The organism is Nonomuraea zeae (assembly GCF_005889725.1).
Taxonomy (GTDB): domain Bacteria; phylum Actinomycetota; class Actinomycetes; order Streptosporangiales; family Streptosporangiaceae; genus Nonomuraea; species Nonomuraea zeae.
The window spans coordinates 1-18,930 of record NZ_VCKX01000244.1 but is presented as its reverse complement, the minus strand read 5'-3'; the positions used below and the strand labels follow the sequence as shown (position 1 = coordinate 18,930).

General features: G+C 73.1%; 17 protein-coding genes. 11 read left to right on the top strand and 6 right to left on the bottom strand.

Annotated features, from left to right (window positions below; genetic code table 11):
* Positions 1 to 122: 122 nt before the first annotated feature.
* Positions 123 to 1,022: an ABC transporter ATP-binding protein gene (locus ETD85_RS46940; RefSeq protein WP_138696340.1), complete on the bottom strand. Its 900-nt coding sequence runs from the start codon at positions 1,020 to 1,022 to the stop codon at positions 123 to 125.
* Between the two features lie 19 nt (positions 1,023 to 1,041).
* The gene (locus tag ETD85_RS67080) at positions 1,042 to 1,659 is read right to left on the bottom strand and encodes a TetR/AcrR family transcriptional regulator (RefSeq protein ID WP_276617367.1); all 618 of its coding nucleotides are present in this window, start codon (positions 1,657 to 1,659) and stop codon (positions 1,042 to 1,044) included.
* Between the two features lie 148 nt (positions 1,660 to 1,807).
* Here ETD85_RS67080 and manA point away from each other — a divergent pair, with 148 nt between their 5' ends.
* Positions 1,808 to 2,989 carry a mannose-6-phosphate isomerase, class I gene (manA, locus tag ETD85_RS46930; RefSeq protein ID WP_240779881.1) on the top strand — a complete coding sequence of 394 codons (1,182 nt, stop codon included), beginning with the start codon at positions 1,808 to 1,810 and terminating at the stop codon, positions 2,987 to 2,989.
* 58 nt (positions 2,990 to 3,047) lie between these two features.
* Positions 3,048 to 3,269, top strand: coding sequence for a hypothetical protein (locus tag ETD85_RS46925; protein ID WP_138696338.1), 222 nt, complete (start codon positions 3,048 to 3,050; stop codon positions 3,267 to 3,269).
* Positions 3,270 to 3,280: 11 nt separating this feature from the next.
* Here ETD85_RS46925 and ETD85_RS46920 read toward each other — a convergent pair whose 3' ends face one another.
* Positions 3,281 to 4,906: a bifunctional NAD(P)/FAD-dependent oxidoreductase/class I SAM-dependent methyltransferase gene (locus tag ETD85_RS46920; protein ID WP_138696337.1), complete on the bottom strand. Its 1,626-nt coding sequence runs from the start codon at positions 4,904 to 4,906 to the stop codon at positions 3,281 to 3,283.
* 92 nt (positions 4,907 to 4,998) lie between these two features.
* Between ETD85_RS46920 and ETD85_RS46915 the strand changes: the two genes are divergently transcribed.
* On the top strand, positions 4,999 to 5,580 hold the full coding sequence (locus ETD85_RS46915) for a helix-turn-helix transcriptional regulator (protein ID WP_138696336.1): 582 nt from the start codon (positions 4,999 to 5,001) through the stop codon (positions 5,578 to 5,580).
* Positions 5,581 to 5,611: 31 nt separating this feature from the next.
* Here ETD85_RS46915 and ETD85_RS46910 read toward each other — a convergent pair whose 3' ends face one another.
* Positions 5,612 to 6,508 (bottom strand): sigma-70 family RNA polymerase sigma factor, encoded by an 897-nt coding sequence (locus tag ETD85_RS46910; protein WP_138696335.1) that lies wholly within the window; start codon positions 6,506 to 6,508, stop codon positions 5,612 to 5,614.
* Between the two features lie 309 nt (positions 6,509 to 6,817).
* On the opposite strand from ETD85_RS46910, the gene ETD85_RS46905 reads away from it, so the two are divergent.
* Positions 6,818 to 8,173: a pyridoxal phosphate-dependent decarboxylase family protein gene (locus ETD85_RS46905; RefSeq protein ID WP_138696334.1), complete on the top strand. Its 1,356-nt coding sequence runs from the start codon at positions 6,818 to 6,820 to the stop codon at positions 8,171 to 8,173.
* A gap of 10 nt (positions 8,174 to 8,183) precedes the next feature.
* Here ETD85_RS46905 and ETD85_RS46900 read toward each other — a convergent pair whose 3' ends face one another.
* Complete coding sequence (locus tag ETD85_RS46900; RefSeq protein ID WP_138696333.1) at positions 8,184 to 9,530, bottom strand: 6-phospho-beta-glucosidase; 1,347 nt, start codon at positions 9,528 to 9,530, stop codon at positions 8,184 to 8,186.
* Between the two features lie 122 nt (positions 9,531 to 9,652).
* A complete protein-coding gene (locus ETD85_RS46895) occupies positions 9,653 to 10,411 on the bottom strand; it encodes a DeoR/GlpR family DNA-binding transcription regulator (RefSeq protein ID WP_138696332.1) in 759 nt (252 codons plus the stop codon).
* Positions 10,412 to 10,543: 132 nt separating this feature from the next.
* Between ETD85_RS46895 and ETD85_RS46890 the strand changes: the two genes are divergently transcribed.
* The 7 genes from ETD85_RS46890 to ETD85_RS46860 all read left to right on the top strand — a co-directional run bounded on the left by ETD85_RS46890 (position 10,544) and on the right by ETD85_RS46860 (position 18,844).
* Positions 10,544 to 11,833, top strand: a complete 1,290-nt coding sequence (locus ETD85_RS46890; RefSeq protein ID WP_138696331.1) for a carbohydrate kinase family protein — start codon at positions 10,544 to 10,546, stop codon at positions 11,831 to 11,833.
* Between the two features lie 4 nt (positions 11,834 to 11,837).
* Positions 11,838 to 13,247, top strand: a complete 1,410-nt coding sequence (locus tag ETD85_RS46885; protein ID WP_240779880.1) for an extracellular solute-binding protein — start codon at positions 11,838 to 11,840, stop codon at positions 13,245 to 13,247.
* 2 nt (positions 13,248 to 13,249) lie between these two features.
* On the top strand, positions 13,250 to 14,140 hold the full coding sequence (locus ETD85_RS46880; RefSeq protein ID WP_138696330.1) for a carbohydrate ABC transporter permease: 891 nt from the start codon (positions 13,250 to 13,252) through the stop codon (positions 14,138 to 14,140).
* A complete protein-coding gene (locus tag ETD85_RS46875; protein WP_138696329.1) occupies positions 14,137 to 14,937 on the top strand; it encodes a carbohydrate ABC transporter permease in 801 nt (266 codons plus the stop codon). Before ETD85_RS46880 ends, ETD85_RS46875 begins: the two co-directional genes overlap by 4 nt.
* A 14-nt stretch (positions 14,938 to 14,951) precedes the next feature.
* Entirely contained in the window at positions 14,952 to 17,612 is a 2,661-nt protein-coding gene (locus ETD85_RS46870; RefSeq protein ID WP_240779879.1) for a sugar-binding protein, read from the top strand.
* Positions 17,613 to 17,785: 173 nt separating this feature from the next.
* Entirely contained in the window at positions 17,786 to 18,235 is a 450-nt protein-coding gene (locus ETD85_RS46865) for an RlpA-like double-psi beta-barrel domain-containing protein (RefSeq protein WP_138696328.1), read from the top strand.
* 12 nt (positions 18,236 to 18,247) lie between these two features.
* Positions 18,248 to 18,844 carry a cell wall protein gene (locus ETD85_RS46860; protein ID WP_138696327.1) on the top strand — a complete coding sequence of 199 codons (597 nt, stop codon included), beginning with the start codon at positions 18,248 to 18,250 and terminating at the stop codon, positions 18,842 to 18,844.
* The last annotated feature ends 86 nt before the right edge of the window (positions 18,845 to 18,930 follow it).

The following is an 18,930-nucleotide window of genomic DNA, read 5'->3' as shown; positions in this document are numbered from 1 at the left end:
CATCTTCTCGACACTGGCCTGACCCCACTGCGCGCGCTGTCTCACCAGCCACGTCATACCGCGCGACGATCACTGCGGCAAACTCGGCGATCTTCACTCACCTCGACGTGCGGAAAACGGGGCTAGCTCGGCACCGCGTGCGTGTCGTAGTGGCGCAGGAACAGCTCCTCCAGCGTGGGCGGCCGGCTGACGAGGCTGCGCACGCCCACGGCGGTGAGCCGGCGCAGCGCCGGGTCGAGGGCGGCCGTGTCGACGGTGAACCGGACACGGCCGCCCACGGCGCTCAGGTCGTGCACCCCCGGCAGCTGGGCCAGCCCGTCCGCCGGGCCGGCCAGCTCGGCCTCGATCGACGTGCGGGTCAGGTGCCGCAGGTCCGCGAGGGTGCCGGTCTCCACGGACCGCCCGTCACGGATGATCGTCACCCGGTCGCAGAGCGCCTCGACCTCGGCCAGGATGTGGCTCGACAGCAGCACCGTACGGTCGCCGCGGCGCAGCTCCTCCCTGACGCACTCCCTGAACACCTCCTCCATCAGCGGGTCGAGACCGGAGGTGGGCTCGTCCAGGATCAGCAGCTCGGCGTCGGAGGCCAGCGCGGCCACCAGCGCCACCTTCTGCCGGTTGCCCTTGGAGTAGGTGCGGCCCTTCTTGCGCGGGTCCAGGGCGAAGCGCTCCAGCAGGTCCGCCTTGCGCCGCCGGTCGAGGCCGCCGCGCAGCCGTCCGAGCAGGTCGATCGCCTCCCCGCCGGACAGGGTGGGCCATAACGTCACGTCACCCGGCACGTACGCCAGCCGCCGGTGCAGGTCGGCCGCCTGCGTCCAGGGATCGCCGCCGAGCAGCGTGGCCCGGCCCGCGTCGGCGCGCACCAGGCCCAGCAGGATCCTGATCGTGGTGCTCTTGCCCGCGCCGTTGGGCCCGAGGAAGCCGTGCGCCTCGCCGGTGCGCACGGTGAGGTCGAGACCGTCCAGGGCGCGGGTCGCGCCGAAGGACTTCACCAGCCCGGACACGCTGATGGCATCGGTCATGATGGTGCTCCTCACGAGTTCAGGTCGCCCGGCCGCCGTCGAGCGCCGCCCGGGCGGCGGCGGCCTCCTCCGGCGTGAGCAGGGGATGGGAGTAGACGTCGAGCAGCACCCGCAGCAGCTTGGCCTCGCCTTCCGGGGTGGTCACGTCGACGCCCAGGCCACGCGAAAGGTGCTGGGACAGGACGGCGACCGACAACGCCATGGCGGCGATCACCGCGGACCGGGCCTTGGCGTCGACGTCCGGGGGGTCGGGGCGGCGCTTGTCGGCTTCGGTGAGCCACCGCTCGCCGATCCTGACCATCTCGTCGAACAGCGGCGCCGCCCACCCGTCGGCCAGCGCCCGGGCGAGATAGCGCTGGTAGGGGCCCATGGCGGCGACCGGGTTGAGCCCGCCCTGGGCGCTCGCGGCGTGCTCGTGCAGCCGGTGGATCGTCTTCATCAGGTGCTCGTCGCAGGCCTCGCGCAGCGCCTCCTTCGAGCCGAAGTGGTGGCGTACCAGGCCCAGCGAGACTCCGGCGGTCTCGGCGATGCCCCGGATCGTGGCCCGCTCGAAACCGTGCTCGCCGAAGTGCCACATGGCGGCGTCCCTGATCCGGGCGCGGGCCGTCAGGTCCTCGGGGTCCGGTGCGGTCGTCACGCCGCCCCTCCTGTTCATTCGTATAGCTTACTGTTCAGGTGAAAAGCAGGCTATACCTACGTATAGTCGGTGTCCAGCACCGGCCCCCGGCTACGCGCAGGCGCCGATCCCGTTCTACGCTCCTTGGACCGAGATTGGAGTCCACGACGTGCCACAGCCCGCCCAGCCACCGGCCGCCGCTCCCATGCGCCTGGCCACCGTCATCCGCCCGTACGCCTGGGGCTCGGTGACCGCCCTGCCGCACCTGTTCGGAACTGAGCCCACCGGCCGGCCGCAGGCCGAGCTCTGGATGGGAGCGCACCCCGGCGACCCCTCGACCGTGGACGGCGTCCCGCTCGACGAGCTCATCGCCCGCGACCCCGAAGGCACCCTCGGCGAGCGGTCCGCGGCCCGGTTCGGCCCGGTCCTGCCGTACCTGCTGAAGGTGCTGGCCATCGAGCACCCGCTGTCCCTCCAGGTCCACCCGACCACCGAGCAGGCCGCGGCCGGGTTCGCCGACGAGACGGCGCGCGGCGTCCCGCTCGACGCCTTCGACCGCAACTACAAGGACGCCTCGCACAAGCCCGAGATGGTGTGCGCGATCACCGCGTTCCACGGGCTGTGCGGGTTCAGGGAGCCCACCGCGACCGCGGACCTGCTCGACCTGCTCGGCCTGGCCGAGCTCCAGCCCTGGATCGACACGCTCAGGGCCGAGGAGCCCGGCCACGCCCTGCGGGCCGTGTTCGCCGAGATGCTCGGCGAGCCGGCCCGGCCGGTGCGCGAGCAGGTCGAGCGGGCCCTGCTCGGCTCCTCCCGCGACGACCTGGCCGTCTACCGCGAGCTGGCCCGCGCCTGCCCCGGCGACGCCGGCGTGACCGCCGCCCTCCTGCTGCACGAGGTCCGCCTGCTTCCCGGCGAGGCCCTCTACCTGGGCGCGGGGGTCCCGCACGCCTACCTCGGCGGCATCGGCGTCGAGGTGATGGCCAACTCCGACAACGTGCTGCGCTGCGGGCTCACCGGCAAGCACGTGGACGTGCCCGAGCTCATGCGGATCGTGGACTTCACGGCGGCGGACCCGTTCCTGGTCCGGCCGGAGGAGGACGCGCCCGGCGAGCGCCACTACCGGCCGCCCGTCCCCGAGTTCGCCCTCACCCGCTACGACCTGACGGGCGAGGACTCGCACTCCCTGCCCGGCGGCCTGCCCCAGATCGTCGTCTGCATCGAGGGCGAGACCACCCTCGACGGCACGCTGACGCTCCGGCCCGGCCAGTCGGCGTTCGTCCCGGCCGGCGCGGCGGCGACCCGGCTCTCCGGTAAGGGCACCGCCTATCGCGCCCTCCCCGGATCGTGACTCTTTGCTGACTTCTCGCTACTCTGCGTTTTAACCAAACGCAGAGAGTGAGAGTCTCATGTTCATCGCCGTCATCGGCCTGCTCGTGGCCGCGGCCGCCGCCAGGTCAACTCGGCCACCCAGATCACCTCCACCGAGGCGAGCAACCTCGTGGACGTCTGCTGGTAACTCCCGCAGCCTGCCCCCGGCCGAGCGGGACACGCTGTCGGCCGCCGCCTGGCGGTCGTCCGAGAAGCTGCGGGCCTTCTTCCAGACCATCGAGCCGGCCACCCCGGGCTGAGGCCCGATGGGCTACCCGCGGCGGCGGAGCTTGAGCACGTTGTCCGGGCGGGTGCCCTCCCGGCCGTCGGGGTCCACGTAGGTGCGCTCGAACTCCTCAGCGCGCAGCACCTCCCACTCCCCCTCCGGCAGCTCGAGCGCGTCCAGGACCTCCTGCGGCGTGGGGAAGTGCACGCCGGGGTGCGGCACCTCCGCACCGGCCGGCCAGCCGGCGTGCCCGACGACCAGCAGCACCCCGCCCGGCACGACGGCCGCGGCGGCGGCGCGCAGGATGCGGTCGCGCGGCATGTCGCCGAGGGAGTGCAGGTAGCAGGCGGAGACCAGCTCGAACTCGCCCTCGGGGAAGGAGACGCCCAGGTCGTGGCGCTGCCAGTCGATGCGGTCCTGCACCTCTGCCGCCTTGGCCAGGGTCGCGGCCCGGTCGAGGGCGACGCCGGAGATGTCGGCGGCGGTGACCCGCCAGCCCAGGCCGGCCAGCCAGATCGCGTCGCCGCCCTCGCCGCTGCCCAGGTCGAGCGCCCTGCCGGGGGTCAGGCCGGCGGCCTCGCGGGCCAGGATCTCGTTCGGCTGCCCGCTCCAGAGCTGCGGGCGCTCGGCATAACGGCCGTCCCAGTACTCCGCCCCGTAGTCGAGGTCGGCGGCCTGGCCGGGAGCATGGTGACCGGCCGTCTCGTCGCCGGAGGCTCCGGCGCGGTGGGCGGCCACGGCGGCGCGGGTCTCCTCGGCGATCAGGTCGGCGTTGATGGCCGCGCCGGCGCGTACGCCGGCCGCCGCGGAGCCCATGACCTGTTCGGTCAGGTTGGTCACGTTCCCGGCCGCCCACACGCCCGGCACGCTCGTCGCGCCCATCGCGTCCACGGTGACGCGCACCCCGATGGAGTGCCCGAGCGCTTCCTGCTCCGCCGTCTCCAGCCCCAGCCCGGCCAGCCCGCTCGTCCGGGCGACGCCCCGGGTGGCGACGGCGAGCGCCCGGCAGGGCACAGACCGGCCGCCGGCGAGCTCCACGCCGCTGAGCCTGCCCTCGGTCACCGCGAGCCCCGTCACCGGCTCGGCCACCACGGCGATGCCCCTGGCGGCGAGCTGCTCGCGCTGCTCCTCCTCCAATCCCGTCCAGGTGTTCAGGAAGAGGGTCAGGTCCGCGCTCCACTGCCGCCAGAGCAGGGCCTGATGCACGGCCATCGGACCGGTGGCCAGGATGCCGATCGGCTGGTCGCGCACCTCCCAGCCGTGGCAGTACGGGCAGTGCAGCACGTCCTGCCCCCACAGCTCCGCCAGGCCGGGCACCTGCGGCCACTCGTCGATCGAGCCCGTGGCCACCAGCAGCCGGGCAGCCTCGACCGCTGCCCCGTCGTCGAGCACGAGCCGGAATCCCCCGCCGTCCAGCCGCTCGGCGGTGGCGACCGAGCCCGTCACGATCTCGCCGCCGTACCCCTCCACCTCGTGGCGGCCCGCGGCCAGCAGCTCCAGCGGCGGCACGCTCTCTCGCGCCAGGTACACGTGCACGCCCTGCGCGGGCGCGTTGCGCGGCTGCCCGGCATCGATCACCAGCACCTTGCGGCGCGCCCGGCCCAGCGCGAGCGCCCCGCTGAGCCCGGCGGCCCCGCCGCCGATGACCACCACGTCGTATCTCGCATCCATCGCCCGCGTCCTCTCGTTTCATCCGATGCGTCACTGTCCGCCCTCAGCCCCCGAATTGACAAATATCATTGCTGGAATGGCAAAGTAGACATATGGACGACCTCGAACACGTTCTCCAGGCGGTGGGCCCGCGGCTGCGGGCGCTGCGCCAGGAGCGCGGGACCACGCTGGCCCAGCTGTCCAAGGGCACCGGCATCTCGGTCAGCACCCTGTCCCGGCTGGAGTCCGGGCAGCGCAAGCCGACCCTGGAGCTGCTGCTGCCGCTGGCCCGCGCCCATCAGGTGCAGCTCGACGAGCTGATCGGCGCGCCGGTGACCGGCGACCCGCGGGTGCACATGCAGCCGATCAAGCGCTCCGGGATGACGATCATCCCGCTGAGCCGCAGGTCGGGCGGGCTGCAGGCGTTCAAGCAGATCTATCCGCCCGGCTGGCCGAACCACGAGTTCGAGCAGCAGGTCCACGAGGGCTACGAATGGCTCTACGTCCTGTCCGGGCGGTTGCGGCTGCTGCTCGGGCCGCACGAGGTGTTCCTCACCCCGGGCGAGGCGGCCGAGTTCGACACGCGTACGCCGCACGCCTCCGTCAACCCGGACCCCGTGCCCGCCGAGGTCCTCGCCCTGTTCGGTCCCCAGGGCGAGCGCATGCACGTCCGCGCCCGCCCCGCCGCCAAGTGAGCCGGCCGCGCCCGGGCGGCGTGCGCGCTCGTCAGTCGTCGAGGTCCGCCAGGTCGAGCTCGGCCAGGCGGTCCGGGTCGGCGAGGATGTCGATGGCGGCGATCCGGCCGTTCGTGATCGTGCAGCACATGACCGACACCGGGCGCCCGTTCACGGTGTTGACGATTCCGGCCACGCCGTTGACCAGCGCCGGGTAGCCCGAGGCGGCGCCGGCGGGCCGGCGGAAGGCCAGGGCGTGACCGGCCACCTTCTCCGCGCCGCGGATCTCGGTCCAGCCGCCTCCCGGCGGCAGGCCGCGGTCGACGCGGAGCACCACGTCGGGGTCGAGCACGGCGAGCAGCGCGCCGAAGTCGCCTCGGTGCGTGGCGGCCAGGAACGCGTCCACGACCTCGCGCTGGCGGCTCAGATCCGGGTCGGGCACCGGCGCCGCCCCCCGCACCCGCCGCCGCGCCCGGCTGGCCAGCTGCCTGGCCGCGGCCGTGGACCGCCCCACGAGCGGGGCGATGTCCTCGAACGGCACCCCGAACATGTCGTGCAGCACGAACGCCAGCCGCTCCGTCGGGGTGAGCGATTCGAGCACCACGAGCAACGCCAGGCCGACGGAATCGGCGATCAGCACGGCCTGCTCCGGATCCAGCTCGCCACCGTTTGCGGGGCTCACCACCGGGTCGGGCAGGTGCGCCTCCAGCGGCTCCTCGCGCCGCGAACTGCGCGTGCGCAGCATGTCCAGGCACACCCGGCCGACGACCGTGGTCAGCCAGCCGCCGAGGTTCTCGACCTCGCCGGCCTCGGAGCGGCTGAGCCGCAGCCAGGCCTCCTGAACGGCGTCGTCGGCCTCGCTCAGCGAGCCCAGCATCCGGTACGCCACCGCTTTCAGGTGCCCCCGGTGCGCCTCGAACCGGCCGGCCAGGAACTCGTGCTCGTTCATCAGCTTCACCTTCGCGTCGCGATCCATCACTTCAGTGACGTTCCGGGCCCGACAAGTGTGACGAGCTGCGCGTTTCGCGTTTCATCCGGGCATCCCGTGGCGGGCTCCGCGCCATGACCCCAGGGGCGATCGCCGCGCCGGCGTCGGGCACCTTCCGGCTCGGCGACCTGGCCCGCCTCGACCGGCCGTGCGAGCGCGGGAACGCGCCCGGACGCCTGAGCCCGGAGGTTTCCGGGCCGGTCACTCCGGGTCGGGCCCGGCCGCGTGGGGGCTGGAGCATCCTTCGGGTCAGGGCGATGATGACCGGTTATGTGGAGCATCGAGGAGTTCGTGCGGGCGGCCGGGGTCACCGTGGAGGAGCTGGCGGCGTACGTGGCGGAGAGCCGCCGGGGGGACGTGCCCGTGCTCGCGCGGCGGCCGCCCGGCGAGCTGGCCGAGCGGCTCGGGCTGGCGGAGCTGATCGCGAAGGGCGGCCTGACGGCGGAGACGTTCCGCGGCTTCCTCAGGACGTATCTGGCGGAGGGCACGCGGCTGCACCATCCGGCCTACCTGGCCCACCAGGACGCCCCGCCGGACTTCCCCGCCGCCCTGGCCGACTTCGTGCACGGGACGGCCAACAACCTCGCGGCCGTGTACGAGATGGGCGCGCCCGCCACCACGGTCGAGATCGAGGTGCTGAAGTGGATGCTGGCCAAGGTGGGGTTCCCGCGCGGCGGCGGCGTGCTCACGGGCGGGGGCTCGCTGGCCAACCTGACGGCGCTCCTGGCGGCCCGCGCCCGGGCGGCCCCGTCGGCGTGGGACGAGGGCGTGCCGGGCGACCTGGTGATCCTCGCGCCGGACTCGGCGCACTACTCGATCGCCCGCGCGGCCTCGATCCTGGGCCTGGGCCGCCGCGCGATGGTCGCCGTGGAGACGGACGAGCTCGGGCGGATCATCCCCGAGCGCTTGCCTGACATTTCCGGGAAAAGGGTGATGGCGCTCGTGGCCTCCGCGTGCGCCACCGGCACCGGTCTCCACGACGACCTGCGCGCGATCGGCGAATGGTGCCGGGCCCGTGACGTCTGGTTCCACGTGGACGCCGCCCACGGCGCCTCCGCCCTGCTCACCACCGGCCACCGGCACCTGCTCGACGGCATCGAGCTCGCCGACTCGGTCATCTGGGACGCGCACAAGATGCTGGCCGCCGCGTCGCTGGCGGCGGCCGTCCTGGTCCGCGACGAGCGCGACCTGGACGCCGCCTTCCAGCAGGAGGCCAGCTACCTGTTCTACGGGGATCAGGGGTTCGACCTGCTCTCCCGTACGCTCGAATGCACGAAGGGCGAGCTGGGGTTGAAGATCTTTCTCAACCTGGCCTGGCGGGGTGAGCGAGGGCTGGGCGAGCAGGTGTCCCGCCGGTACGCGGCCGCCCACCGGTTCTGGGAGCTGGCGGGGCGCAGGGACGGGTTCGCGCTGCCGTACGAGCCGGAGAGCAACATCGTCTGCTTCCGCTACGGCGACGGCGACCAGGCGGCGCTGCGCGAGCGGCTCATGGACGACGGCTCGTTCTACCTGACCTCCACCGAGCTCGGCGGCGTCCGTCACCTCCGGCTCACCGTCATGTCGCCGGCCACGGACGACGCCACGCTGGAGTCGCTGCTGGACGCGATCGAGGCGCCGCACCCCTGACGCCCCGCCGCTACCGGCCCCCTGGGAAGACGGCGGCCAGCTCCGGGACGCGGGCGCGGTAGCCGTCGAACAGCCTGCGCGCCGTCGACACCGAGTCCACCAGCGGATGCAGCGCAAACGCCTCGACCGCCAGCGCCGCCGAGCCCGTAAGCGCCGCCTCGATGGCTGTCTGCTCCACCGCCTTCACCTGCTGCACCAGGCCCAGGAACCGGCCGGGCAGCGGCCGGGTGGCCAGCGGCCGGACGCCCGCGCCGCCGACCGCGCACGGGATCTCCACCACCGCGTCGCCGGGCAGGCCGGGCACCGCGGTGCCGTTGCGCACGTTGAGGATCATGGTGGACGGCTCGCCGCGGGCGATCGCGGCCATGAGGGCGAGCGCGATGCCTTCGTACCCGCCTGCCTCCAGGTCGGCGGCCGAGCGCTCGCCGGCGTCGGTGACGTCGCGGGCCTCGGCCATGTACGTCGCGTCGCGCTCCCTGCGCGCCCGGCCCCACTCCGCGAGGGCCTGTCCCGGCCGCGCGCGCACGGCGGCGTAGAAGTCCTCCTGCTGGCGCAGCAGCGACTCGCCCCGGGTGAGCCCGGTGATCGCGGCGACGGACTCCCTGGTGAAGTAGTAGTAGTACAGGTATTCGTTGGGGAGCGCGCCCAGGACGCGCACCCAGTCGGCGCCGAAGACGCGCGCCTCCTCCACCCGCCGCAGCGCCTCGTCGTCGGCGAGCAGCTCGGGCAGCACGTCGCGCCCCTGGTGGGTGAGGCCGCGCAGCCAGCCGAGATGGTTGAGGCCCACGTAGTCGGGCGACACGCGCGCCGGGTCGAGCCCGAGTGCCGTGGCGGCGCGCCGGATGAGGCCGATGGGCGAGTCGCAGATGCCGATCACGCGGTCGCCGAGCACGCGCCGCATGGCCTCGGTGATCATGCCGGCCGGGTTGGTGAAGTTGATCACCCAGGCGGCGGGCGCGACGGCGGCCACCCGCTCGGCCACCCGCACCGCGACCGGGATCGTCCGCAGGCCGTAGGCGACGCCTCCAGGGCCGGTCGTCTCCTGGCCGGGCAGGCCCAGCTCCAGCGCGACCCGCTCGTCGGCGGTCCGGCCGGCCAGCCCGCCGACGCGGATGGCGGAGAAGACGAACGTGGCGTCGCGCAGCGCGGTGTCCAGGTCGGTGGTGACCCGCACCGCCGGCGGGTCGTCGTGCCCGGCGGCGAGCTGGCGCAGCACGTGCTCGACGGCCGCCAGCCGGTCCGCCGACACGTCGTACAGCACGACCTCCTCGACCCGCGGCTTGCCCGCGTCGCGCAGGAGCGCGCCGTACACGAGCGGGACCCGGAACCCGCCACCGCCGAGCACGGCCAGTCTCATCGGCTCTCCCTCACGCGAACGGACTCCCCTTCGACCTCACCCGGCGGCACCCGATCGGCACCCGATCGGCACCCGATCGGCACCGGCGGCTCGCGGGCGGCGCCCCCGCAGGCCGGGTGCCGTCATGCGCGCAGCACCTCCGCGCCCGCCGCCGCGCAGGCGCGCAGCGTGGGCTCGTCGGCGCCCTCGTTCGTGACGATCACGTCGATGTCCTCGGGCCCGCACACCCGCAGGGCGCCGGTGCCGGGGAACTTGTGCCGGTCCACGACCAGCACCACCTGCCCGGCCGCCGCGATCATGGCCCGCTTCAGCGGCACCTCGGCGAGCGTGGTGTCCACGAGCTGCCCGTCCGGCCGCACGCCGCTCGCGCCCAGGAACACGCGGTCGGCGACCACCTGGCCGAGCGCCGCCTCGGTCAGCATCCCGACCAGCGAGTGGTAGGTGCGGCGGACCATGCCGCCGAGCAGCAGCAGCTCGACCTCCGTGTCGGTGCGCAGCGCGTCGAGGACGGCCAGGCTGGAGGTGACCACGGTGACGCGGCGCCCGCGCAGCCGCCTGGCCAGGCGCATCGTCGTCGTGCCGATGTCCAGCAGGACCACCTCGCCGTCGCGCACGAGCTGCGCGGCACAGGCGGCCACCGCCTCCTTGTCCTGCTCGTCGACCGCCGCGACCTCGGCGAAGGGCCGGGTGACGTCGGCATCGGCGTCGGCCAGAGCGCCGCCGCGGACGCGGCGCAGGGTGCCGTCGCGGTCGAGCACCTCGAGGTCCCTGCGGATGGTGGACGGGCTCACGCCGAGCTGGCTGGCGAGATCGCGAACGCTGGTGGCGCCGGACAGCCGGACCCGGCGCATGATCTCCGCATGCCTGAGGCGCTGAAGCACGGCGGGAGTCTATCAGTCAAATTCGCGCACAAGTAAGCATCTTGCGCCATCAACTCGCGCCAAACACTTGAAGTGTTCGAGTAAACGTGCAAGATTGCGCACATCTCGCTGTGTCGAGGAGGACTCATTCCCGTGTCTGTCCAGGCGTACGACCCTCTCGCCGACGAGCGGACCCCGGAGGGCCCGCAGTTCGACGTGTTCTTGGCGGGCACCGTCTTCCTCGACATCATCTTCACCGGCCTGGCCGCGATGCCGGCCGCGGGCACCGAGATCTGGGCCGACGGGATGGGATCGTGCCCCGGCGGCATCGCCAACCTCGCCATCGCCACCAGCCGCCTCGGGCTGCGCACCTCGCTGGCCGCGGCGTTCGGCGACGACGACTACGGCGACTTCTGCTGGCGCACCCTCGAAGAGCAGGAGTCGGTGGACCTGTCCAGGTCGCGGCGCTTCGAGCACTGGCACTCGCCGGTGACGATCTCCATGGCGGTCGACCGCGACCGCAGCATGGTGACCCACGGGCATCCGGCTCCCATGCCGGCCTCCGAGATGATCGGCGCGCCGCCGCGCTCCAAGGCCGTCATCGTGACGCTCTCCCCCGACGAGCCGCTGGACACGCCGGGCAGCACGTGCAACTGGGCCGACCTGGCACACCGCAACGGCGCCCTCATCTTCGCCGACGTGGGCTGGGATCCGTCGGGCGCCTGGTCGCCCTCCGTCCTGGAGCAGCTCGAACGCTGTCACGCGTTCATGCCCAACGCGACCGAGGCGATGGCCTACACGCGTACCGACACACCGCGCGACGCGCTCTACGCGATCGCCGACAAGGTGCCCGTGGCGGTGGTGACCGACGGGGCCAACGGCGCCATGGCGATCGACTCCTCGACGGGCGAGGAGGCGTTCGTGCCCGCGCCGCGGGTGACGGCGCTCGACCCGACCGGCGCGGGCGACGTCTTCGGCGCCGGCTTCGTGCTGGGCACGCTGTCGCGCTGGCCGCTGGCCGACCGGCTCGCGTTCGCCGAGGTCTGCGCGGCGCTGGCGGTGCAGGAGTTCGGCGGCTCGCTGGCCGCGCCGGGCTGGGGCGACATCGCCGACTGGTGGCACGAGGTGCGCGAGGCGGCCGGCCACAGCGGCGCCTACGGCAGCTCGCTGGCCCGCCGTTACGCCTTCCTCGACCGGCTGGTGCCCACCGTCCCGGTGGGCGCGGTCCGCCGCGCCGTCGCCACCATCGCCCGGTACGCCGACGTGAGCCTGTCCTCCCAGGTGGCCACCCACCCACCGGCCCAGACGGGGGCCCAGACTGGGGCCCAGACGGGGGCCCAGACAGCGACTCAGACGGGGGCTCACGCGGCGGCCTCGAAGCCTTCCACCGTGACCGAGGACGAGGACCCGAACGCGCCTCGCGTGCCTGCGCAAAAGGAGTGACACCATGATCGCCTCGATGCGGGGGCCACGACCCGCCGGACGTGCCACGGCTCTCGCGGCGGCCCTGGCCGGGACCCTCACCCTGGCCCTCGCCGCCTGCGCGCCCGGCTCATCCGCCCCGCCCGCGGCCGGCTCCCCGACAGGCGCGGCCCCGTCGAGCGCGGCGCCGGTGCGCACCGACGCCGCCGCGCTCGGCAAGGTCACCCTGACCGTCTGGGACCAGGAGGTACGCGGGGGCCAGGCCGCCCAGATGAAGCAGCTCAACGCCGCGTTCCACGCCAAATACCCCAACATCACGCTCAACCGGGTGTCCCGCTCCTTCGACGACCTGAACACGACCCTGCGCCTGGCGCTGAGCGGCAACGAGCCGCCCGACGTGGTCGAGGCCAACAACGGCCGCTCCTCGATGGGCGCGTTCGTCAAGGCCGGGCAGCTCCGCCCGCTGGACGCCTACGCCGAGGCGTACGGCTGGAAGACCCGCTACCCCGACTCGGTGCTGCGCTACTCGCGCTACAGCGCGGACGGCAAGCTCTTCGGCGAGGGCAACCTGTACGGCCTGCCGCAGGTCGGCGAGGTCGTCGGCCTGTTCTACAACCGCGCCAAGCTGACCGGCCTCGGCCTGCAGCCGCCCAAGACGTGGGCGGAGTTCGAGGCGGCGCTGGCCAAGGCCAAGACGGCCGGTGAGGTGCCCATGCAGCTCGGGAACCTCGACAAGTGGCCGGCCATCCACGTCTTCGGCACCGTGCAGAGCCGCGGCGTCCCCGCCGACCAGATCGGCACGCTGGCCTTCGGCCGCAAGGGCGCCTCGTGGAACACGCCGGAGAACGTCAAGGCCGCCGAGCAGCTCGCCGGCTGGGCCGCCAAGGGCTACTTCAACGAGGGCTTCAACGGCCAGGGCTATGACCCGGCGTGGCAGGCGTTCGGAAAGGGGCAGGGCGTCTTCATGATCGCGGGCACCTGGCTGCTCGCCGACCTGCAGAAGGCGCTGGGCGACGACCTCGGCTTCATGCTGCCGCCCGGCGCGGCGGCCGACGCCGCGCCGGTCGCGACCGGGGGCACGGGCCTGCCGTTCGCCATCACGGCCAAGAGCCCCAACCCGGACGCGGCGGCGGCGTACATCAACTTCATCACCGACGCCGCCGCGATGAAGGTGCTGACCACCACCGGCAACCTGCCGGTCGCCGACACCGCGGCGCAGAGCGTGCCCGCGGGCCCGCAGCAGGACGTCTTCACCGCGTTCGGCACGGTGACCGCGAAGAACGGCCTGGTGCCCTACCTCGACTACGCCACCCCCACCTTCGCCGACACCCTGGGCGCGGCGCTGCAGGACCTGCTGGCCAAGAAGGCGACACCGCAGGAGTTCCTGGCCACGCTGGAGAAGGACTACAAGACCTTCGCCGAGAGCAACGGCTGAGGATGCCCCGCACCACCGCCGGGCCTCCCGGCGAGCCGCGCCGCGTCGCCTACCTCTACCTGCTGCCCGCCTTCGCCGTCTACGCGGTGTTCCTGCTCTATCCGATCGGCCGCGCGGTGCACCTGTCGCTGTTCGACTGGGACGGGCTGTCCCTCGGCCGGTGGGTCGGGCTGGACAACTATCTCGCGATCGTCTCCGACCAGGGGCTGCGGGCCGCGTTCGCGCACGCCCTGGTGCTCATCGTCTTCTACGCGCTCATCCCGCTGGCGATCGGGCTGATGCTGGCCGCGATACTCAATCACGCCAAGGTGCGCGGGCTCGGGTTCTTCCGCACGGTGGTGTTCCTGCCGCAGGTGATCGCCATGGTCGTGGTGGCCGTGGCGTGGCGGCGCGTGTACGCCCCCGACGGCACGCTCAACGGCCTGCTCGGCGCGCTCGGGCTCGACTCGCTGGCGCGCGGCTGGCTGGGCGACTACGCGTTCGCGCTGCCCGCGGTCGGCGTGGTCGGCACCTGGTTCGAGACCGGGCTGGTGACCGTGCTGCTGCTGGCCGGGATGAGCCGGGTGCCGGGCGAGCTGTACGAGGCGGCACGGCTCGACGGCGCGGGGGCGGTCAGGGAGTTCTTCGCGGTCACGCTGCCGTCGGTGCGCGGGGAGATCGCGGTCGCGCTGACGCTGACGGTGATCGCCGCCCTGCGCACGTTCGACCTGGTGTACGTCACCACGCGGGGCGGGCCGGGCGACTCGACCTCGGTGCCGTCGTACGAGGTCTACCACCGGGCCTTCGGGCTCGGCCAGGTCGGCTCCGCGGCGGCCATCGGCGTCACGCTCACCGTCGTCATCTTCGTGATCTCGTTCGGCATCAACCGCTTCGCGGACAGGAGGATCTCGTGATCTCGCGCGGGGAGCGGGTGGCCAACTACGTCATCCTGTCGGTGTTCGCCGCCTTCGCGCTGTTCCCCGTCGTGACGATCCTGGCCGCGGCGTTCGGCCCCGCCGACAGCGGCGGCACCTCCGGCCTGGGCAACTTCGCGGCGGCGTGGGAGATCGGCCGGTTCGGCTCCTATCTGCGCAGCAGCCTGGCGGTGTCGTCGTTCGTCGTGGTCGTCAGCGTCGTCCTGTCGATCATGAGCGGGTACGCGTTCGGCACCATGCGCTTTCGCGGCCAGTCGGTGCTGTTCTACCTGTTCATGCTCGGGATCATGATGCCGAGCGAGGCCATCGCGGTGCCGCTCTACTTCGACCTGCGCTCGCTGGGCCTGATCGACACGTTCTGGTCGGTCGCGCTGCCGCAGGTGGCGCTGTCGGTGGCGTTCGGCACCTTCTGGATGCGGGCGTACTTCCGCGCATCGAACCGGGCGATCGTCGAGGCCGCGCGCATCGACGGCGCCTCGACCTGGCGGATCCTGTGGCAGGTGCTGGTGCCGCCGGCCCGGCCCGCGGTCGTCACCCTGACCGTCCTGGTCTTCATGTGGACGTGGAACGAGTTCCTCATCCCGCTGATCATGGTGACCAGCGAGTCGCTGCGGACCGCGCCGCTGGGGCTGGCCTTCTTCCAGGGCCAGTACACCTCCGGCTTCACCCTGCTCGCGGCCGGCTCGGTCATCGTCGCGACCCCGGTCGTGATCTTCTACCTGTTCCTCCAGCGTCACTTCGTCCGCGGGCTGCTCCAGGGGGCAGTACGCGAGTAAACCCGGGAGGTTCCATGCGTCGTTCACGTCCCATGGCGGTGCTGGCCGCCGTGGCTCTCCTCGCGGTCCTGCCGGCCCCGCCCGTACGGGCCGCCGCCGCTCCCGTCGACCTCGACGCGTTGTTCGTCGGCGCCCACCCCGACGACGAGGCGTTCAGCCTGTCCACGCTCGGCCAGTGGAACGAGGACCACCGCGTACGCACCGGCGTGGTCACCGTCACCAGGGGCGAGGGCGGCGGCAACGCGGTCGGGCCCGAGGAGGGCCCGGCGCTCGGCCTGCTGCGCGAGGCCGAGGAGCGGACCGCGGTCGCCAAGGCGGGCGTGCGGGAGGTGTTCAACCTCGACGACGTCGACTTCTACTACACGGTGAGCGCGCCGCTGACCGACCAGGTCTGGGGCGGCGACACGCTGGAGAAGGTCGTCCGCGTCGTCCGGCAGACGCGTCCCGAGGTCCTGCTGACCATGGATCCGGCGCCCACTCCGGGCAACCACGGCAACCACCAGCAGGCCGCGCGGCTGGCCGTGGAGGCGTTCTACGCCGCGGCCGACCCCAAGGCGTTCCCCGAGCAGCTCACCCGTGAGGGCCTGCGCCCGTTCGCGCCGGCCCGGCTGCTGCTCGGCGGCGGGCGCGGCACCTCGCAGACCGGCCCGGACTGCGCCTCGACCTTCCGCCCCGCCAATCCGGCCCAGAACGTCTACGGCGTCTGGGGCGGGCGCGCCTCGCGGAGCGCGGGCAGGACCTGGGCCGCCGTCGAGCGCGACGCCCAGCGCTCGTACGCCTCCCAGGGCTGGGCCGTCTTCCCCGATGTGCCGGCCGACCCGGCCCAGCTCGGCTGCGACTTCTTCACCCAGGTGGACTCGCGGGTCCCGTTCCCCGAGCCGGGCAGCGCGGCGGCGTCCGCGCCCACCGCGATCCTGGACGGCGCGCTGACGAGGGCGAGCGGCTCCGTGCCCACCGGCACCCTGCTCAGCCTGCGTACCAGCGCGTTCGACGTCCGGCCCGGGACGGCGTTCACCGTGACGGTAGGCGCGACCGCGCCGCCGCGCGAGGCGCTGGGGCGCTCGTCCGTGGCGCTGCGGCTGCCCGCGGGCTGGCTGGTCAGCGGCTCCGGCGGCCTGGGCAGGCTCGCCGCCGGGCGTGGCGGGTCGGCGACGTTCACGGTGACGCCGCCGCAGGACGCGGCCGCGGGCCGGGTGCGCGTGGCGGCCACGCTGACGACCGAGCACGGCCGCGGCTACACCGACCGGCAGGTCGAGGTCAGCCCCGCCGTACGCGGCGGGCAGCAGTGGCTCCCCCAAGTCGCCCAGTACGAGAAGTGGACCTCCGAGGTGGGCGTGCCGCAGCTGCGCGGCCTGGTCACGCCCGTGCTCACGCTCCCGTCCGGCGGCTCCAGGCAGGTCGGCGTCGTGGTCACGAACGTGAGCGACTCGCCCAGGTCGGGCACCGTGCGCATCGCCCTGCCCGACGGCTTCACCGCCGACCGCGTCGAGGCCCCCTACCGCGATCTGGCGGCCGGGGCGGCCACGACGGTGCCGTTCACCGTCACCAACTCCGACCCCTCGCTGAAGACCTCCAACCAGGGCGGCGACTACGCCTACACGATCACCGTGGACGGCGCGGTCACCGGCCGCCCCGCGCTCGAACTGGTGCCGGCCGCCTCGATCCCGCAGGCCGCCGCGGCCCCGCACGTCGACGGGGCGGAGGGCGACGGCGAGTACGCCGGCCCCGCCGTGGACGTCTCCCGCCTGTGGGAGGGCACCGCGTGCTCCTCGGCGGCCGACTGCTCGGGCACGGCCAAGCTCGCCTGGCACGACGACACGCTGTACGCGCTGGTCCAGGTCAAGGACGACGTGCTCGGCACCCGGCTGGCGGCGTCCGACTGCAAGCGGCACTGGCGTACCGACTCCGTCGAGCTCGCGCTCGATCCGCGCGGCACGTCCGAGAACACCTCCACCACCTTCAAGGCCGCCGTGCTGCCGGTGACCGCCGAGGGCCCGGCGTGCGCCCTGCGGGACGCCGACAACCACCAGGGCCCGGCCACCGGCATGCGGGTGGCGTCGAAGGTGACCGACGGAGGGTACGCCGTGGAGGTGGCCATCCCCATGGAGATCTTGCCGGGAGCGGTCGATCCCGCCCATCTCGGGCTGAACATCCTCGTCTACGACTCCGACACCCAGGACAAGACCGGCCAGACCCGGATCGGCTGGTCGACGTGGGGCGGCGTGCAGGGCGACCCGTACCGGTGGGGCGTCGCGACGCTGCCCGGCTACCGCCCGCCGGCGGACCGGCCGACCACCCCGCCGGAGGCGGTGATCCCCAGCACGGCCCTGTCCAGCCTGGACTCGCCGCAGTCGCTGGAACAGGCGGCCCGGCTCGGCCTGCCGCTCGCGGGCGGTCCCGCGGCGAAGCCGTCCGAGAGCGGCCGGGTCGTCTCGGCCACGGGCGGCCAGGGCGGGGTGAAGGTGACGTTGCACGCGAACGCCGGCGGGGAGGCGCACCTGTTCGTCCGCGACGCGAGCGGGACGGCGGGCAGCCGGGTCGTCCCGGTCCCCGGCCGCGGGTCCACGACCGTGACCGTGCCGCTGACCCGCGCTCTGGCCGCCGATCCGGTGGTGGTGGCCGGATGGCGGGCGCCGGGCGGCGGCACGGCCGCCTCTCAGGTCCGCGTGCGCTGACCCGTTCTCCCAGGTCCACGATGGGCTGACCCGCCGACCCGGTGCGGGCAGGTTTCCTGCGTCAATGCCCTGCTTACAAAACAGGGCATTGACGAAAAATCCTTACATGGTACTCATAGATCAAGTCGGAAACCTTCAGCACCCCCCATCGGGATCACTCAAGGAGGACGCGCATGGCGCGTACCCAGCCCCCCGACCCGCCCATCGACTTATACGCCTCCGTCCAGGGAGAAGTCTCCTGGTTCTGCTGCGGCACCGCCTGGGGTCCGTGCAGCAGCACCGGCAAGGGAGCCTGCGGCACCTGCAACTCGGGCAGCCTGCAGCACGCCTGGCCCAACACCTCCGACGCCTGCTGGGCGATCACCCGTCCCGACAGCTGCGGCGTCAGCCTCTCCCGCAGGACCTGCGGCTTCCGCCACCGCACCACGGCGCTGTGCAGCGGCGCCAGCGTCGTCACCGCCATCGCCGACTGCGGCCCGCAGACCGACCTGTTCTGCGGCGAGCGCAGCTGCTGCGGCTCGACCTGCGCCAGCAACCGGCTGATCGACCTCACCCCCGCCGCCTACAGCCAGATCGCCAGCCTCTCCACCGGCCTGCGGCCGTGCGAGATCGCGACGGCATAGGGGAGGCAGACCGTGACCAGCAGAAGAAACCTGCTCAAATCCGCACTTCTCGGTGGCGGCGCCGGTGTCGTCGCCGCGACCGCGCTGGGCTCGCTCGGCCCCGAGGCGGCCTTTGCCACGGCGGCGCCCGAGATCGAGCCGGGCACCCCCGACCCCAACTTCGCCGAGGGCCGGATCCGCTCGATCAAGGACAACACGCTGCTCGTCCTGGGCTCCAACATGGTGTTCCACCAGATCAGGGTCGTCGACGGGACCAGCCTGTGGAAGCTCGGGCCGGTCGCCTTCGACCAGGCCCAGCCCGGTGACGGCCTGTACGCGCGGGGCGTGCGCATGCCGGACGGCGTGCTCGCCGCGGAGTCGGTGTGGCTCAACATCGTCAACATCAAGGGCCACATCAAGAACATCACCAGCCAGAAGATCCACCTCGATCACAACGGGCAAGAGGTGCTGTGCCATGTCGTGGCCGGCAAGTCGGTCGCGATCCACGCCGAGGCGCCGCCCTCGTCGGACCTGTCGTCGCTCAAGGTGAGCCAGCACGTCCAGATCCTCGGAGCCTGGCGGCCGGACACGAACGAGGTCGACATCGCCACCGTCTTCTCCCCGCACTAGCAGCCCAGGCCCTACCGATCATGGGCCTGTTCCGCACTGACAGGCCCTACCACCCCGCACCGATCAGGGGCCTCCCTTCCCCACTG

What these genes read in the sequence shown, in the direction of transcription:
- ETD85_RS46915 (WP_138696336.1), top strand. Translation starts at nt 4,999, where the DNA reads ATGGACGACCTCGAACACGTTCTCCAGGCGGTGGGCCCGCGGCTGCGG.
- ETD85_RS46880 (WP_138696330.1), top strand. Translation starts at nt 13,250, where the DNA reads ATGCCCCGCACCACCGCCGGGCCTCCCGGCGAGCCGCGCCGCGTCGCC.
- ETD85_RS46865 (WP_138696328.1), top strand. Translation starts at nt 17,786, where the DNA reads ATGGCGCGTACCCAGCCCCCCGACCCGCCCATCGACTTATACGCCTCC.
- ETD85_RS46910 (WP_138696335.1), bottom strand. Translation starts at nt 6,508, where the DNA reads ATGAACGAGCACGAGTTCCTGGCCGGCCGGTTCGAGGCGCACCGGGGG.
- ETD85_RS46940 (WP_138696340.1), bottom strand. Translation starts at nt 1,022, where the DNA reads ATGACCGATGCCATCAGCGTGTCCGGGCTGGTGAAGTCCTTCGGCGCG.
- ETD85_RS46905 (WP_138696334.1), top strand. Translation starts at nt 6,818, where the DNA reads ATGTGGAGCATCGAGGAGTTCGTGCGGGCGGCCGGGGTCACCGTGGAG.
- ETD85_RS46900 (WP_138696333.1), bottom strand. Translation starts at nt 9,530, where the DNA reads ATGAGACTGGCCGTGCTCGGCGGTGGCGGGTTCCGGGTCCCGCTCGTG.
- ETD85_RS46925 (WP_138696338.1), top strand. Translation starts at nt 3,048, where the DNA reads ATGTTCATCGCCGTCATCGGCCTGCTCGTGGCCGCGGCCGCCGCCAGG.
- ETD85_RS46885 (WP_240779880.1), top strand. Translation starts at nt 11,838, where the DNA reads ATGATCGCCTCGATGCGGGGGCCACGACCCGCCGGACGTGCCACGGCT.
- ETD85_RS46920 (WP_138696337.1), bottom strand. Translation starts at nt 4,906, where the DNA reads ATGGATGCGAGATACGACGTGGTGGTCATCGGCGGCGGGGCCGCCGGG.
- ETD85_RS46870 (WP_240779879.1), top strand. Translation starts at nt 14,952, where the DNA reads ATGCGTCGTTCACGTCCCATGGCGGTGCTGGCCGCCGTGGCTCTCCTC.